Origin of the sequence: Klebsiella grimontii, assembly GCF_042137965.1 — a bacterium.
GTDB classification, from domain to species: domain Bacteria; phylum Pseudomonadota; class Gammaproteobacteria; order Enterobacterales; family Enterobacteriaceae; genus Klebsiella; species Klebsiella grimontii.
This window is the reverse complement of the sequence record NZ_CP169721.1, coordinates 488,086-502,774: the sequence shown is the minus strand read 5'-3', so window position 1 is coordinate 502,774 and position 14,689 is coordinate 488,086. Positions and strand designations below refer to the sequence as shown.

Here is a 14,689-nt window from a genome sequence, read left to right as displayed (position 1 = left end):
TCGGGGCAGCCGTAAGCCAGCTACCCGGATCTCAGGCTGACTACTCTTCGCTGAACAAGTCGCCGCCGTGCATATCGATCATTTCCAGTGCCTTGCCGCCGCCACGAGCGACGCAGGTCAGTGGATCTTCTGCAACTACGACAGGTATTCCTGTCTCTTCCATTAACAGACGGTCAAGGTTGCGCAACAGTGCGCCACCGCCGGTCAGAACCATTCCGCGTTCGGAGATATCGGAAGCCAATTCCGGCGGGCACTGTTCCAGCGCGACCATCACCGCGCTGACGATGCCGGTCAACGGCTCCTGCAGCGCTTCGAGGATTTCGTTAGAGTTCAGCGTAAAGCCGCGCGGCACGCCTTCAGCAAGGTTACGCCCGCGAACTTCGATTTCGCGAACTTCATCACCCGGATAAGCGGAACCGATCTCGTGTTTAATACGTTCTGCGGTCGCTTCGCCGATCAGGGAACCATAGTTACGACGGACATAATTAATGACGGCTTCGTCAAAACGGTCGCCGCCGATACGGACGGAGGAGGAGTAAACCACACCGTTCAGAGAGATAACCGCCACTTCAGTGGTACCGCCGCCGATATCCACAACCATCGAACCCGTCGCTTCGGAGACCGGCAGACCGGCGCCGATCGCAGCCGCCATCGGCTCTTCAATCAGGAAGACTTCACGGGCGCCAGCGCCCTGTGCGGATTCGCGAATCGCGCGACGTTCAACCTGGGTCGCGCCAACCGGTACGCAGACCAGCACGCGCGGGCTCGGACGCATAAAGCTGTTGCTGTGCACCTGTTTAATAAAGTGCTGGAGCATTTTTTCGGTAACGAAGAAGTCGGCGATAACGCCGTCTTTCATTGGGCGAATAGCTGCAATGTTGCCCGGTGTACGCCCAAGCATCTGCTTCGCTTCATGACCCACAGCGGCGACGCTTTTCGGCGATCCGGCACGATCCTGACGAATGGCCACAACGGAAGGCTCATTCAATACGATGCCTTGTCCTTTTACATAAATCAGGGTATTCGCGGTACCCAGGTCAATGGACAGGTCATTGGAAAACATGCCACGAAATTTTTTTAACATACTAAGGGATAATCCTGAAAGCTGGGGCGGAAAACAAAATCCGCTTACTTTACCAACCACGCGCAGCAGCGACAAGGCGCAAAAATCATCTGCTGCGGTGAAAATTAGTGCAGTTCGTTACCTTTGTTACAAATTTGACTGAGTCCGTCCGACGCAGAAATCTTCAGCAGCGCTCCGCGCTTGAATCTGCAACCTGTCAAAGGTCATTCACTGGCATTTACATTGCGACAATCCGGCAGGTAGACAAGCACACCCCCATCACTATGGCGCGCATTATTCTACGTGAAATCACGCTAAACGGCAGATCAAACAGAGTATCTTTGCGAATATTTTTTCACATTTGTGTCAAGTGGCTGTGAGGCGGCAAAAAATTCCCCCTGACCGCCGGTAACACCGCATTGAGACAGCACCTGCCACTCGCTTCGGCTGAGCACGCCGGTTGCGAAAACCTGAACCGGCATTCCTTTACAGGCCTCAACCAGGCTCTGGACCAGCAGCTGATTTTCACTGCGTTTTTCTATATTGCGCGATAACCCCGAATGCAGCTTAATCACTTCAACGTCGAGCTGCTTGATCCAGCTAGTTCCAACCAGCGTCAGACCGGCCTGAACAACGGCGATCCGAATACCTAAAGCGTTAACCAACCGCATAACCGGCTGCAGGCGGCCGATATATTGACAAACATCCGCCTCTGCAAGTTCAAAAATAATACGTCGACGGTGCGATTTTTCGCATTGCATCAAAGTATCGCGCAGCCAGCGCTGGAATCGGGGGCGGATTAAAGACTCAACCGTCACCTGCAGCGCGAGGTTTTCTTCCGGCCAGAAGCCTAAAAACGGCAGCAGTCGCGTAATTTGCAGGCGGTCATACTCTTCCGCCAGGCCAAACTGCAGCACCATCGGCATATATTCCGCCGCAATCACCTCTTCCTTGCCATCATACAGACGGCACATTAGCTCGCGATGATGTACGCGACCGTCGCGAGTCACCGCCGGTTTCTGGTAAAGTCGCGGCCCGCCTCGGCTGAGCATCTGCTCGATAAGGGTACGCCAGCGCACGTTGCCACGCCCTTTCTCCGGCAGAGAGTCATCATAGACAGCCCAGCTATTGCTGCCCTGCAGCACCGCATTGCGCGTAGCCGCTTCCGCATGTTCCATCACCTGAGCCGCCGTTTGCCCGCTACGGAAAGCACAGATCCCGATATGCATCATATCGTCACGATCGAGAATGCGCGTCGGCGGCAGAGCGTCCATGGCTTTCAATAGCAACCCGGCAATGCTGTCCGCCTCTTTTAACGTACGATGCGGAAGCAAGACGGCAAAATCACTGCGATGGTAGCGAGCCAGCAGCGCGCCAGGGTAACGCATGATGAAAGTGGAAAGCATGTTGATCAGCGTAAAGTAATGCTCTTCGGTCGCCGCGCGCCCCCAGTTATCGCGAAGCAGGTCGAAATCCGGCAGGCGGATCATCATAACGATGCCGTATGACCCCACCTTCTCCTGATCTTCAAGCAGCGTCGATAGCTGGTTATCAAAAAATAATCGGTTACTCAGCCCGGTTTTTGAATCCTGCGCGACATAGGAACGAATCAGGGTATCCATGCGGCTTCGCTGATCGCTGGCGAACTGAAGTTCGGATAGCAGCATATCCAGCGCGCTACTGGTGTTCGCTGGCCACTCGTGTACCGATCCGCGCACCTGCGGTCCACGTTCGCCATTAAGAATACGCGCAGTGCGAAGCTCCAGTAGCTCCTGGCCCGCCAGCTGGCGACGGATCCAGCGCACGGAGAAAAAGATAATCAGCACCATAAAACCAATGGCGATGGAAAGCGGCGCGGTGACGTGCAGTGAACGGAAGTAATTGGCCATGGGATCCAGGTATACCAGATGGATAGCCATACCTGGGTGTTTGAGCGACGGGACCGTGATAGCGCGAAACTGCTTGCTGCTGCCTAAAGGGCGATAGTTATCGGTGCGAGAATGGCTATAGACCGACTTGCCATTGAGCTGAAAATCAACGCGCACCGCTTCGACCGGCGTCATCAGTTCATCCATCTGCGGTTCAATCTGGTCAAAGGACATAGAGACCAGACGGTTATCCAGCATCGTCGCCACCGCCTGAACGCGGTTAGTCATTTTTAGCTGAATGCCGTTATAAAAACTCAGCGAAGCGCCAATCAGCGTGACAAAGATCGTCAGGCCGGTGAGCAACGTGACAAAAGCTGAGAATTTCGTCGTTAATCGCATCCCTGTGTTAACTCCGCGTGTGAATGACTACCCGATAAACATCCGGGCTCCTGTGCTGGCGCCTAAACTAAAGTAAGCACTAACTTTCTAAAGAGCGACGCATACTATCAAAGCTGGCGCATCTGGCAATTTATTGCGTTACGTCGGTGTAATAATGCCGTTAGCGAGTATAGTCTGCAGAAAAAATTTTCCAATCATCCAACCTATGAGGACCGGCGCATGCAGGCTTTAATCTTAGAACAGCAGGATGGCAAAACTCTCTCTTCGGTGCAAACCATTGACGCCAGCCAGCTGCCACAGGGCGATGTGACAGTGGATGTCCAATGGTCCAGCCTCAACTATAAAGATGCGCTGGCTATCACCGGGAAAGGAAAAATTATCCGCAACTTTCCGATGATTCCTGGCATCGATTTTGCCGGTTTTGTCCACAGCAGCGAAGATCCTCGCTTCCACGCCGGCCAGCAGGTGCTGCTGACCGGATGGGGCGTGGGGGAAAACCACTGGGGCGGTCTGGCGGAGCGCGCTCGCGTTAAAGGCGACTGGCTGGTGGCGATGCCTCAAGGCCTGGATGGACGTAAAGCCATGGTGATTGGTACCGCGGGTTTCACCGCGATGCTGTGCGTGATGGCGCTGGAAGACGCCGGGATCCGTCCTGAAGACGGCGAAGTGGTGGTCACCGGGGCCAGCGGCGGCGTCGGCAGCACCGCGGTCGCTTTGCTGCATCATCTCGGGTACAAGGTGGCGGCGGTTTCCGGGCGCGAAAGCACGCATGAATATCTTAAAAACCTCGGCGCTCAGCGCATTCTTAGCCGCGATGAGTTCGCCGAAACCCGGCCGCTGGAAAAACAGCTGTGGGCCGGTGCCGTTGACACCGTTGGCGATAAAGTACTGGCAAAAGTACTGGCGCAGATGAACTACGGCGGCTGCGTCGCCGCCTGCGGTCTGGCAGGCGGCTTTGCTCTGCCCACTACCGTGATGCCCTTTATTCTGCGTAACGTGCGCCTGCAGGGCGTTGACTCGGTGATGACCCCTCCCGCGCGCCGGGCCGAGGCCTGGCAGCGGCTGGTTCGCGATCTCCCGGAATCTTTCTACGCGCAAAGCGCAACGGAAATCACCCTCGCGGAAGCCCCTGCGTTTGCCGATAAGATCATGAGCAATAAAATTCAGGGCCGCACGCTGGTCAAAATCGCCTAATCTGCAATTTTTCGTGACATATTCGCAATAACGCTGCGCCTCCGCCATGCTAAGAAAAACGCATGACGGAGGATGCCATGAAACCCAAAAAACTGACGGAAGCCGACGTGACGGCAGAATCCGTTTTTATGTTGCAACGTCGCCAGGTCCTGAAAATGCTGGGGATTAGCGCGACCGCCCTTTCCCTCTCCCCCTCCGCGCAAGCTGACCTGCTGGATTGGTTTAAAGGCAACGACCGCCCGCCGGCACCGGCGGGTAAAGCGCTGACGTTCGATAAACCGGCGCAATGGCAAAACAATCTCACGTTAACGCCGGAAGATAAGGTATCAGGCTACAACAACTTTTATGAGTTCGGCCTGGATAAAGCCGATCCGGCGGCAAATGCCGGAAGCCTGCGCACTGACCCCTGGACGCTAACGATCGGCGGTGAAGTGGCAAAACCCCTCACGCTCGATCATGACGACCTGACCAGCCGTTTCCCGCTGGAGGAGAGAATTTACCGCATGCGCTGCGTCGAAGCCTGGTCGATGGTGATTCCGTGGGTCGGCTTCCCGCTACATAAACTGCTGTCGCTGGTCGAACCCACCAGCAATGCACGCTACGTCGCGTTTAAAACGCTTTATGCGCCTGAGCAGATGCCGGGCCAGAAGGATCGTTTTATCGGCGGCGGGCTGGCGTATCCCTATGTCGAAGGGCTGCGGCTCGATGAAGCCATGCATCCTCTGACGCTGCTCAGCGTCGGCGTGTATGGCAAAGCGCTGCCCCCGCAAAACGGCGCGCCGGTTCGACTCACCGTTCCCTGGAAGTACGGTTTCAAAGGGATAAAGTCGATCGTCAGTATCGAACTGACTCGTGAACGTCCCCCCACCACCTGGAACCTCGCCGGGCCTGAGGAATATGGCTTCTACGCCAACGTCAACCCGCATGTCGATCATCCCCGCTGGTCGCAGGCAACCGAGCGCTTTATCGGCGCAGGCGGCGTACTCGACGTCAAACGCCAGCCAACGTTGCTCTTCAACGGCTATGCCGAGGAAGTGGCCTCGCTCTACCGGGGCCTGAACCTGCGGGAGAATTACTAGTGCGCCTGACTGTAAAGCAGATAACCTGGCTGAAAGCGCTTCTCCATCTTGCCGGCTTTTTGCCTTTTGTCTGGCTGTTTTGGGCCGGGCATCAAGGGTATTTCAGCGCCGATCCGGCAAAGGATATCCAGCACTTCACCGGTAGGATGGCTCTTAAATTCCTGCTGGCTACCTTGCTTGTTTCGCCGCTGGCGCGCTACGCTAAACAGCCGTTATTGATACGCACCCGGCGTTTACTCGGTTTATGGTGCTTTGCCTGGGCAACGCTGCATTTGACCAGCTATACGCTGCTCGAACTTGGGATTAACAATCTGACGCTATTGGGTACAGAAGTGTTCACCCGCCCCTACCTGACGCTGGGGTTAATCAGCTGGCTGATTCTGCTGGCGCTGGCGGCGACGTCAACGCAAGCGATGCAGCGAAAATTGGGGCGTCGCTGGCAAACATTGCATAACTTCGTCTATGTTGTCGCGATCCTCGCCCCCATCCACTACCTGTGGTCGGTGAAGATTTTATCCCCGCAACCGATAATTTATGCGCTGCTGGCGGTCCTGCTTCTGGCATGGCGATACAAGAAGTTCCGCCAGTGGTGGCGCTAATTCCGGATATGTGCAGTTTCCCGCAGTTCTTTTATCAACCGCCACTCTTTTCACGATAGCGGTTGATAATCTTCCCTGATAAGACCAGTATTTAGCTGCCAATTGCTACGAAATCGTTATAATGTGCGACTTTGGTTTTCCTGACGGGCTTTTTGAGTCCCGAAAAGGTGACAATCGCGCATCGAAGGTATATTTTGTTTTTTACCCGAGAATGGCAGAAGATAGCCGCATATTGGCCGATAAGTTTCGCTTTTTGCTTTCGAGCATCGGAGGCTTAACCTGTCGGCTTCTGAAGAAGCGCGGCATCTTGCAACAGCAGTAATTCATATGCTTTACAGACGGTGCTAACACGCCTGTCACAATCACACTAAACAAAGAGTACGGAACCCACTCATGGATATTCGTAAGATTAAAAAACTGATCGAGCTGGTTGAAGAATCAGGCATCTCCGAACTGGAAATTTCTGAAGGCGAAGAGTCTGTACGCATCAGCCGTGCCGCGCCAAACGCAGGTTTCCCGGTGATGCAACAGGCTTATGCCGCACCGATGATGCAGCAACAGCCAGCGCTGTCTAACGCAGTCGCCTCTGCGGCAACGCCAGCAATGGAAGCCCCTGCGGCAGCGGAAATCAGTGGCCACATCGTACGTTCCCCAATGGTTGGTACTTTCTACCGCACCCCGAGCCCGGACGCGAAAGCCTTCATCGAAATCGGTCAGAAAGTTAACGCGGGCGATACCCTGTGCATCGTTGAAGCCATGAAAATGATGAACCAGATCGAAGCCGATAAATCCGGCGTGGTGAAAGCCATTCTGGTCGAAAGTGGTCAACCGGTAGAATTTGACGAGCCACTGGTCGTCATCGAATAACGAGGCGAACATGCTGGATAAAATTGTTATCGCCAACCGCGGCGAGATTGCATTGCGTATCCTGCGTGCCTGTAAAGAACTGGGCATCAAGACCGTTGCTGTGCACTCAACGGCGGATCGCGATTTAAAACACGTATTGTTAGCGGATGAGACGGTCTGTATCGGCCCGGCGCCGTCCGTAAAAAGCTACCTTAATATCCCGGCGATTATCAGCGCTGCTGAAATCACCGGCGCGGTGGCTATTCACCCGGGTTACGGATTTTTGTCCGAAAACGCAAACTTCGCTGAGCAGGTTGAGCGTTCCGGCTTTATCTTTATCGGTCCGAAAGCTGACACCATCCGCCTGATGGGCGATAAAGTGTCGGCTATCACCGCGATGAAGAAAGCCGGCGTTCCGACCGTACCGGGCTCTGACGGCCCGCTGGGCGAAGATATGGACGTTAACCGCGCTCATGCAAAACGCATTGGCTACCCGGTGATTATCAAAGCCTCCGGCGGCGGCGGCGGTCGCGGTATGCGCGTCGTGCGCAGCGATGCTGAGCTGGCGCAATCCATCTCCATGACCAAAGCGGAAGCGAAAGCCGCTTTCAACAACGACATGGTGTATATGGAGAAATACCTGGAGAATCCTCGTCACATCGAGATCCAGGTACTGGCTGACGGCCAGGGTAACGCTATCTATCTGGCTGAGCGCGACTGCTCCATGCAGCGTCGTCACCAGAAAGTGGTCGAAGAGGCGCCAGCACCGGGCATTACGCCGGAACTGCGTCGCTATATCGGCGAGCGTTGCTCCAAAGCGTGCGTCGATATCGGCTATCGCGGCGCGGGTACTTTTGAGTTCCTGTTCGAAAACGGCGAGTTCTATTTCATCGAAATGAACACCCGTATTCAGGTTGAACATCCGGTAACCGAAATGATCACCGGCGTCGACCTGATTAAAGAACAGCTGCGTATCGCTGCAGGGCAGCCGCTGTCCATCAAGCAGGAAGAAGTTGTGGTTAAAGGCCATGCGGTGGAATGCCGTATCAACGCCGAAGACCCGAATACCTTCCTGCCGAGCCCGGGTAAAATTACCCGCTTCCACGCGCCGGGCGGTTTTGGCGTGCGCTGGGAGTCTCATATCTACGCAGGCTACACCGTGCCTCCGTACTATGACTCCATGATCGGGAAGCTGATCTGCTATGGCGAAAACCGTGATGTCGCGATTGCCCGCATGAAGAATGCGCTGCAGGAGCTGATTATCGACGGCATCAAAACCAACGTTGATCTGCAGATTCGCATCATGAACGACGAGCATTTCCAGAATGGTGGCACCAATATCCACTATCTGGAGAAAAAACTCGGATTGCAGGAGAAGTAATTCTGCCATCGTTGCAAAAGGCCGGATAACCCGGCCTTTTTTCTTTTTCTCTCCCCTCCTCTTTGCCATGCGGTACAATCCCCGCTTTCTTCATCCTCAGGGGACAAAAAATGGACAAGCGTTTTGTTCAGGCCCATAAAGAGGCGCGCTGGGCGCTGTGGCTAACCCTTCTCTACCTTGCGGCCTGGCTGGCTGCCGCCTATCTGCCGGGCGTCGGTATTGGTATCACCGGTCTGCCGCACTGGTTTGAAATGGCCTGCCTGCTGGTACCGCTGGTGTTTATTCTGCTGTGCTGGGCGATGGTGCGTTTCATCTTCCGCGATATTTCCCTGGAGGATAACGATGCAGTTTGAAATCATCGTTGTACTGCTCGTTTACCTGTTGGTCGTGTTTGGTCTGTCGATTTACGCGATGCGCAAACGCAGCAGCGGCAGCTTTCTCAGCGAATACTTTCTCGGTAGCCGTTCGATGGGCGGCTTCGTTCTCGCAATGACGCTAACCGCCACCTATATCAGCGCCAGTTCTTTTATCGGCGGGCCGGGAGCCGCCTATAAATATGGACTTGGCTGGGTGCTGCTGGCGATGATTCAGGTGCCAACAATCTGGCTGTCATTAGGGATACTCGGCAAAAAGTTCGCCATTCTGGCGCGGCGCTATAACGCGATTACCCTTAACGATATGCTACAGGCGCGCTACCAAAGCCGCGCGGTCGTCTGGATAGCGAGCGTAAGCCTACTGGTCGCCTTTGTCGGGGCGATTGCCGTGCAGTTTATCGGCGGCGCCCGCCTGCTGGAAACCGCCGCCGGCATCAAATATGAAACGGGCCTGCTGATCTTCGGCATCACTATCGCGCTGTACACCGCCTTCGGCGGCTTCCGCGCCAGCGTCCTCAACGACACGATGCAAGGTATGGTCATGCTGATCGGCACCATCGTCTTGCTGGTTGGCGTCGTACACGCGGCAGGCGGATTGCATAACGCCGTGGATACGCTGCAGCATATCGACCCGAAGCTGGTATCGCCGCACGGAGCGAACGATATCCTCACTCCGGCATTTATGACCTCCTTCTGGGTTCTGGTGTGCTTCGGGGTTATCGGCCTGCCGCACACCGCCGTGCGCTGCATCTCTTATAAAGATAGTAAAGCGGTGCACCGCGGCATCATCATCGGTACCATCGTTGTCGCGATCCTGATGTTTGGTATGCATCTGGCCGGCGCGCTGGGTAGAGCCGTTTTGCCCCACCTGACCGTCCCGGATCAGGTTATCCCGACCCTGATGGTGCAGGTTCTCCCCCCCTGGGCTGCGGGTCTGTTTCTGGCGGCCCCGATGGCCGCGATCATGTCGAACGTCAATGCCCATTTATTGCAGGCTTCAGCTACGATCATTAAAGATCTTTGGCTCAGCGCTCAGCCGACGAAAAAACATAATGAACAGAAGCTAAAGCGGATCTCAACGATCGCCACGCTGGTGCTGGGGATCCTGATGATGCTGGCCGCCTGGCGTCCGCCTGAGATGATCATCTGGCTCAACCTGCTGGCGTTCGGCGGCCTTGAGGCCGTGTTCTTATGGCCGCTGGTTCTGGGTCTGTACTGGGAACGGGCGAATGCAACAGGCGCATTGAGCGCGATGATCGTCGGCGGCGTACTCTATGCCATACTCGCCACTTTTAATCTTCAGTACCTGGGCTTCCATCCGATAGTGCCCTCGTTGCTGTTAAGCTTATTGGCTTTCCTGGTCGGAAACCGGTTCGGTACCTCCGCCCCGCAAGCCGCCGTATTGACTACTGATAAATAAAGAGTTTTGCCATGCCATGGATCCAACTGAAATTGAATACTACCGGCGCGAACGCGGAAGAGCTGAGTGATGCGCTGATGGAAGCGGGTTCCGTTTCCATTACTTTCCAGGATACTCACGATACGCCGGTATTCGAACCTCTACCGGGTGAAACCCGTCTGTGGGGCGATACGGACGTTATCGGTCTGTTTGACGCCGAAACCGATATGGCAGAGGTGGTCGCCATTCTGCAGCAGCATCCGCTGTTGGGCGTCGGTTTCGTGCATAAAATCGAACAACTGGAAGATAAAGACTGGGAGCGCGAGTGGATGGATAACTTCCACCCTATGTGCTTTGGTCAACGACTGTGGATTTGCCCGAGCTGGCGCGATGTTCCGGATGAAAACGCCGTGAACGTGATGCTCGACCCGGGCCTGGCGTTTGGTACCGGTACGCATCCCACCACCGCGATGTGCCTGCAGTGGCTGGATGGACTCGATCTCGCGGGTAAAACGATTATCGATTTTGGCTGCGGCTCAGGCATTCTGGCTATCGCGGCATTAAAGCTGGGCGCGGCGAAAGCTATCGGTATTGATATCGATCCGCAGGCCATTCAGGCCAGCCGCGATAATGCCGAACGTAACGGGGTCTCTGAACGCCTGGAACTTTATCTGCCCAAGGATCAGCCAGAGGCGATGAAAGCCGATGTGGTGGTCGCCAACATTCTGGCTGGCCCATTACGCGAGCTGGCCCCTCTTATCAGCGTGCTGCCGGTTACAGGCGGTCTGCTGGGGCTTTCCGGTATCCTTGCCAGCCAGGCGGAAAGCGTTTGTGAAGCCTACGCCGAGCTCTTTGAGCTCGATCCCGTCGTGGAAAAAGAGGAGTGGTGCCGGATTACCGGTTATAAAAAGTAATCTCTCCTTGTGGCCTCATCGCAGGCCACAACTTTTCGCGTTTTCTGTACATAATCTTGCGCTCAATAAGAATAAGATGATGAGGTAACGTATTGTAGTTACCAATAAAATCATCATTCTATTCATCGGACGAATTATATGAAAACATCTTTAGGCAAGGCGGCATTGTTGGCGTTAAGCATGATGCCCGTTACGGTTTTCGCTTCCCACTGGAGCTATGAAGGCGAAGGTTCGCCGGAACACTGGGGGGCGCTCAATGAGGAGTATAAAACCTGCCAGAACGGCATGAACCAATCCCCCATCAACATCGATGCCACGTTCAAAACCCACCTTTCACCGCTGGATACGCACTACATCGATGGCCCAATCACGCTCATTAATAATGGCCATACCATCCAGGCGGCGCTAAAGACCACGACAGCGGACACCATTACGATTGACGGTACGCCATTTATCCTCCAGCAGTTCCATTTCCATGCCCCGAGCGAAAACACGGTCCACGGCAAGCACTATGCGATGGAGATGCATCTGGTACATAAGAACGCTAAAGGCGCCGTCGCCGTGGTGGCGGTGATGTTCGAGCAGGGCGCGGAAAATACAGAACTGAACAAGCTGTGGGCCACCATGCCCGAGCAGGCTGAGCAGACGGCTAAAATTGTCACGCAAATGGATCTCAACGTCCTGCTTCCCGTAGATAAAACCTACTGGCGCTTTAGCGGCTCTCTGACCACTCCGCCTTGTTCAGAAGGGGTAACCTGGATTGTGCTTAAGCATCCCCTGACCCTTTCTTCAGCGCAGCTGGCAAAATTCAGCCACGCTATGCATCACGATAACAATCGTCCGGTACAGCCGCTGAACGGTCGCGTGGTCATAGAGTAAACATCAGAGATGCTTCACGATCATGTTCTGAAATGAGAGCTAACTCACATAAAGCCAAGGTAATTTGCTGATTTCTTCAGCAGATTATCTTGCCCGCAGCCGGCTCCGGGAAGAAAAAATGAGAAGTTAGACAAAATTATATGTGTAGATAAATTCATCACATATTTTTAATGCAATGATTTATAAAGCTAATTATTCATGGACGCTAATCTTCACGGCGATTCTTTGATCCACCGCAGAGGATTGCTCAAAGTTTGGCCTTTCATCTCGTGCAAAAAATGCGTAATATACGCCGCCTTGCAGTCACAGTATGGTCATTTCTTAACTCATGCGCATCGGACACTACCAGCTCAGGAATCGACTCATCGCAGCGCCTATGGCTGGCATTACTGACAGACCATTCCGGACGTTGTGTTACGAGATGGGAGCAGGATTGACCGTATCCGAGATGATGTCCTCCAACCCGCAGGTTTGGGAGAGCGACAAGTCCCGCTTACGGATGGTGCACGTTGATGAGCCCGGTATTCGTACCGTGCAAATCGCCGGCAGCGTGCCGGAAGAGATGGCTGCAGCCGCCCGTATTAACGTGGAAAGCGGCGCCCAGATTATTGATATCAATATGGGGTGTCCGGCTAAAAAGGTGAATCGTAAGCTTGCAGGTTCAGCCCTCTTGCAGTACCCCGACCAGGTGAAGTCCATCCTGACGGCGGTCGTCAAAGCAGTGGACGTTCCCGTAACTCTCAAGATTCGCACCGGTTGGGAACCGGAACACCGTAACTGTGTAGAAATTGCCCAACTGGCTGAAGAATGTGGCATTCAGGCTCTGACTATTCACGGACGCACGCGCGCCTGCTTGTTTAACGGAGATGCTGAGTACGACAGTATTCGGGCAGTTAAGCAGAAAGTTTCCATTCCGGTTATCGCGAATGGCGACATTACTGACCCGCTTAAAGCCAGAGCTGTGCTCGACTATACGGGGGCAGATGCCCTTATGATAGGCCGTGCCGCTCAGGGAAGACCCTGGATCTTTCGGGAAATCCAGCACTATCTGGACACTGGAGAGCTGCTGCCCCCGCTGCCGTTGGCAGAGGTTAAGCGCTTGCTTTGTGCACACGTTCGGGAACTGCATGGCTTTTATGGCCAGGCAAAAGGGTACCGAATCGCACGCAAACACGTATCCTGGTATCTGCAGGAACACGCTCCAGATGACCAGTTTCGGCGCACATTCAACGCCATAGAAGATTCCAGCGAACAGCTGGAGGCGTTGGAGGCATACTTCGAAAATTTTGCGTAATAGAAATAAAGAGCTGACAGAACTATGTTCGAACAACGCGTAAATTCTGACGTACTGACCGTTTCTACCGTTAACTCTCAGGATCAGGTGACTCAAAAGCCCCTGCGTGACTCGGTTAAACAGGCACTGAAGAACTATTTTGCTCAACTGAACGGTCAGGATGTTAATGACCTGTATGAGCTGGTACTGGCTGAAGTAGAACAGCCCCTGTTGGACATGGTGATGCAATACACCCGCGGTAACCAGACCCGTGCTGCCCTGATGATGGGCATCAACCGTGGTACTCTGCGTAAAAAATTGAAAAAATACGGCATGAACTGATACTAATCAGTTAAATGTTTGATATAAAAGGCGCTCTTCGGCATGGGGAAGCGCCTTTTTTATTTCATTGATTGTAATGGCTCACTGTCGCCAGCTGTCGTGTAGTCCCACAAAGGATCGACATAATATTATCAACCAAAGCGGGCGCCTGGCGATACAGATCAAATTGTCCCGGCTCCACCAGCCAGTTTTTAATAATACCGGTAAACGCGCTGTGTAAAACAATTAATGAAACTTCAACATTCGTTTCCGCTGGTAATAATCCGTTACGAATACAGAGCTGCAAAATCCCGCCAATAATCGGGTAACTAAATCCAATTCTCTTACGAATCTCAGCTTCCGGCATCATGTCGCTGGAAAACTCACATTTCTGATACAGAATTTGCATCAACGCACGCTGACGGGGATTATTGGCGATATATTGTAAGCCAATAATAAATTTCTCTCGTAGCGTGCTGAGCGGATCCTTGCTCTCTTTTTGGGGAAATTCATGCTGAAGCAGGTCGCGTAGCGGCAGCTGCTGTTGCCATATTTCATTAAATAGCTCCGCTTTGCTCGCAAAGTGCCAGTACACCGCTCCGCGCGTGACGCCAGCAGCATCAGCAATATCGGCTAAGGTGGTGCTGGTCACGCCGCGTAGGGCAAACTGCTGAATGGCGGACTCAATCAGAAGCTGCCGGGTCTTTAGCGCATCTTCTTTCGTTCTTCTAGGCATACGGTGCTCCACTCAACGCCAGATTGAGAGTGTGGGAAATAGCTGAATAGGTATAAACCTAGCATCTGACAATCAATATTGTTTAGCAAAAATACAGATAAGTTAAATCTCAAACTAAAATAAAATAAATACACACAACAAATAATTAATTCCAATTCATTCATAAATTAAATATCAATGTAAGCAAATTTTAATTTGAGATCATTCTAAAAACATAATCCCTGATATTTTGTTTTTACGTGCCTTGCTGATGGATAAAAAATAACTATGTCTTACATCCACCGTTTTTTATTTGTAGGATAACAAACCGCATTTTAATTCATTATTTCTTGCACAGATTCGTGGCCAAATCAGGCTCATAATC

Annotated in this window: 14 protein-coding genes; 11 read left to right on the top strand and 3 right to left on the bottom strand. The window is 53.4% G+C overall.

From position 1 onward, the window contains the following. Positions 1–40 precede the first annotated feature (40 nt). Together mreB and csrD are read right to left on the bottom strand one after the other, a co-directional pair. Positions 41–1,084: a rod shape-determining protein MreB gene (gene mreB, locus ACE3MN_RS02390; RefSeq protein ID WP_002918653.1), complete on the bottom strand. Its 1,044-nt coding sequence runs from the start codon at positions 1,082–1,084 to the stop codon at positions 41–43. 305 nt (positions 1,085–1,389) lie between these two features. Continuing rightward, positions 1,390–3,330 carry an RNase E specificity factor CsrD gene (gene csrD / locus ACE3MN_RS02385; protein WP_004139703.1) on the bottom strand — a complete coding sequence of 647 codons (1,941 nt, stop codon included), beginning with the start codon at positions 3,328–3,330 and terminating at the stop codon, positions 1,390–1,392. Positions 3,331–3,549: 219 nt separating this feature from the next. On the opposite strand from csrD, the gene ACE3MN_RS02380 reads away from it, so the two are divergent. The 11 genes from ACE3MN_RS02380 (at position 3,550) to fis (ending at position 13,610) form a co-directional block, all read left to right on the top strand. After that, positions 3,550–4,524 carry an MDR family oxidoreductase gene (locus tag ACE3MN_RS02380; RefSeq protein WP_004139700.1) on the top strand — a complete coding sequence of 325 codons (975 nt, stop codon included), beginning with the start codon at positions 3,550–3,552 and terminating at the stop codon, positions 4,522–4,524. 77 nt (positions 4,525–4,601) lie between these two features. After that, entirely contained in the window at positions 4,602–5,603 is a 1,002-nt protein-coding gene (gene msrP, locus ACE3MN_RS02375) for a protein-methionine-sulfoxide reductase catalytic subunit MsrP (RefSeq protein WP_049090443.1), read from the top strand. Further along, positions 5,603–6,202 carry a protein-methionine-sulfoxide reductase heme-binding subunit MsrQ gene (gene msrQ, locus ACE3MN_RS02370; protein ID WP_004139694.1) on the top strand — a complete coding sequence of 200 codons (600 nt, stop codon included), beginning with the start codon at positions 5,603–5,605 and terminating at the stop codon, positions 6,200–6,202. Before msrP ends, msrQ begins: the two co-directional genes overlap by 1 nt. A gap of 393 nt (positions 6,203–6,595) precedes the next feature. Next, positions 6,596–7,069, top strand: a complete 474-nt coding sequence (accB, locus tag ACE3MN_RS02365) for an acetyl-CoA carboxylase biotin carboxyl carrier protein (RefSeq protein ID WP_004125844.1) — start codon at positions 6,596–6,598, stop codon at positions 7,067–7,069. Between the two features lie 10 nt (positions 7,070–7,079). Next, complete coding sequence (gene accC / locus ACE3MN_RS02360; protein WP_004125846.1) at positions 7,080–8,429, top strand: acetyl-CoA carboxylase biotin carboxylase subunit; 1,350 nt, start codon at positions 7,080–7,082, stop codon at positions 8,427–8,429. A gap of 110 nt (positions 8,430–8,539) precedes the next feature. After that, complete coding sequence (locus ACE3MN_RS02355; RefSeq protein ID WP_004139687.1) at positions 8,540–8,782, top strand: YhdT family protein; 243 nt, start codon at positions 8,540–8,542, stop codon at positions 8,780–8,782. Next, the gene (gene panF, locus ACE3MN_RS02350) at positions 8,772–10,223 is read left to right on the top strand and encodes a sodium/pantothenate symporter (protein WP_004139683.1); all 1,452 of its coding nucleotides are present in this window, start codon (positions 8,772–8,774) and stop codon (positions 10,221–10,223) included. Before ACE3MN_RS02355 ends, panF begins: the two co-directional genes overlap by 11 nt. 11 nt (positions 10,224–10,234) lie before the next feature. Beyond that, complete coding sequence (gene prmA, locus ACE3MN_RS02345) at positions 10,235–11,116, top strand: 50S ribosomal protein L11 methyltransferase (protein WP_049086303.1); 882 nt, start codon at positions 10,235–10,237, stop codon at positions 11,114–11,116. A gap of 138 nt (positions 11,117–11,254) precedes the next feature. After that, the gene (locus ACE3MN_RS02340) at positions 11,255–11,995 is read left to right on the top strand and encodes a carbonic anhydrase (RefSeq protein ID WP_049086302.1); all 741 of its coding nucleotides are present in this window, start codon (positions 11,255–11,257) and stop codon (positions 11,993–11,995) included. A gap of 328 nt (positions 11,996–12,323) precedes the next feature. Further along, positions 12,324–13,289 carry a tRNA dihydrouridine synthase DusB gene (gene dusB, locus ACE3MN_RS02335; protein ID WP_024360647.1) on the top strand — a complete coding sequence of 322 codons (966 nt, stop codon included), beginning with the start codon at positions 12,324–12,326 and terminating at the stop codon, positions 13,287–13,289. A 24-nt stretch (positions 13,290–13,313) separates the two neighbouring features. Next, positions 13,314–13,610 (top strand): DNA-binding transcriptional regulator Fis, encoded by a 297-nt coding sequence (fis, locus tag ACE3MN_RS02330; RefSeq protein ID WP_000462905.1) that lies wholly within the window; start codon positions 13,314–13,316, stop codon positions 13,608–13,610. A 64-nt stretch (positions 13,611–13,674) separates the two neighbouring features. Here the strand turns inward: fis and envR are convergent, their stop codons facing one another. Further along, the gene (envR, locus tag ACE3MN_RS02325) at positions 13,675–14,325 is read right to left on the bottom strand and encodes an acrEF/envCD operon transcriptional regulator (RefSeq protein WP_049130441.1); all 651 of its coding nucleotides are present in this window, start codon (positions 14,323–14,325) and stop codon (positions 13,675–13,677) included. Between the last annotated feature and the right edge of the window lie 364 nt (positions 14,326–14,689).

Coding starts and splice junctions, on each gene's coding strand:
- mreB (WP_002918653.1), bottom strand. CDS start 1,084: ATGTTAAAAAAATTTCGTGGCATGTTTTCCAATGACCTGTCCATTGAC.
- csrD (WP_004139703.1), bottom strand. CDS start 3,330: ATGCGATTAACGACGAAATTCTCAGCTTTTGTCACGTTGCTCACCGGC.
- ACE3MN_RS02380 (WP_004139700.1), top strand. CDS start 3,550: ATGCAGGCTTTAATCTTAGAACAGCAGGATGGCAAAACTCTCTCTTCG.
- msrP (WP_049090443.1), top strand. CDS start 4,602: ATGAAACCCAAAAAACTGACGGAAGCCGACGTGACGGCAGAATCCGTT.
- accB (WP_004125844.1), top strand. CDS start 6,596: ATGGATATTCGTAAGATTAAAAAACTGATCGAGCTGGTTGAAGAATCA.
- accC (WP_004125846.1), top strand. CDS start 7,080: ATGCTGGATAAAATTGTTATCGCCAACCGCGGCGAGATTGCATTGCGT.
- ACE3MN_RS02355 (WP_004139687.1), top strand. CDS start 8,540: ATGGACAAGCGTTTTGTTCAGGCCCATAAAGAGGCGCGCTGGGCGCTG.
- panF (WP_004139683.1), top strand. CDS start 8,772: ATGCAGTTTGAAATCATCGTTGTACTGCTCGTTTACCTGTTGGTCGTG.
- prmA (WP_049086303.1), top strand. CDS start 10,235: ATGCCATGGATCCAACTGAAATTGAATACTACCGGCGCGAACGCGGAA.
- ACE3MN_RS02340 (WP_049086302.1), top strand. CDS start 11,255: ATGAAAACATCTTTAGGCAAGGCGGCATTGTTGGCGTTAAGCATGATG.
- dusB (WP_024360647.1), top strand. CDS start 12,324: ATGCGCATCGGACACTACCAGCTCAGGAATCGACTCATCGCAGCGCCT.
- fis (WP_000462905.1), top strand. CDS start 13,314: ATGTTCGAACAACGCGTAAATTCTGACGTACTGACCGTTTCTACCGTT.
- envR (WP_049130441.1), bottom strand. CDS start 14,325: ATGCCTAGAAGAACGAAAGAAGATGCGCTAAAGACCCGGCAGCTTCTG.